This window comes from Fusobacterium sp. IOR10, from assembly GCF_010367435.1.
In the GTDB taxonomy this organism is placed as follows: Bacteria; Fusobacteriota; Fusobacteriia; order Fusobacteriales; family Fusobacteriaceae; genus Fusobacterium_B.
Genome location: NZ_WJWY01000068.1, coordinates 1 through 790 on the forward strand (window position 1 = coordinate 1; position 790 = coordinate 790).

Below are 790 nucleotides of genomic sequence, written 5' to 3' on the forward strand. Positions count from 1 at the left end.
TAGGAGCAGCAGCTCAATTTGGAATATTCTTTTCATTTTTAGGAGCCTTGGCCCTAGGATTTATAGGACCAGATGCAGCTTCAATAGGTATAATAGGTGGAGCAGATGGACCAACAGCAATATATGTAACTTCAAAATTAGCTCCAGATTTATTAGGACCAATAGCTCTAGCAGCTTATTCTTATATGGCTTTAGTTCCAATCATTCAACCTCCAATAATAAAAGCACTAACAACAAAAGAAGAAAGAATGATAAAAATGGAACAAGCGAGAAAAGTATCTCAAAAGGAAAAGATAATATTTCCAGTAGTTGTAATGATATTAGTAATATTATTATTACCAAGTGCAGGGGCTTTAATAGGAATGTTAATGTTTGGAAACTTAATTAGAGAATCAAGAGTGGTTCCTAAATTAACAGAAACAGCAACAAACTCTTTAATGTATATAATAACAATAATTTTAGGATTAACAGTTGGGGCAAAGGCAAATGCAGATGCATTCTTGAATCCTCAAACAATAAAAATAATAATTTTAGGATTAATAGCTTTTTCAGTGGGAACAGCAAGTGGAGTATTGTTTGGTAAGTTAATGTGCAAATTATCAGGTGGAAAAGTAAATCCAATGATAGGAGCAGCAGGTGTATCAGCAGTACCAATGGCAGCAAGAGTAGTACAAAAAGTTGGTCAAGAAGAAAATCCTGCAAACTTTTTATTAATGCATGCAATGGGACCAAATGTTGCAGGAGTAATAGGGTCAGCAGTTGCAGCAGGGGTATTATTAAATATATTTGG

The 790-nt window shown here is 34.2% G+C and carries 1 protein-coding gene; it reads left to right on the forward strand.

What is annotated here, in order from left to right; translation table 11 throughout:
* The coding region (locus GIL12_RS09975) for a sodium ion-translocating decarboxylase subunit beta (protein ID WP_163470320.1) at window positions 1-790 on the forward strand (790 nt) is incomplete at both ends.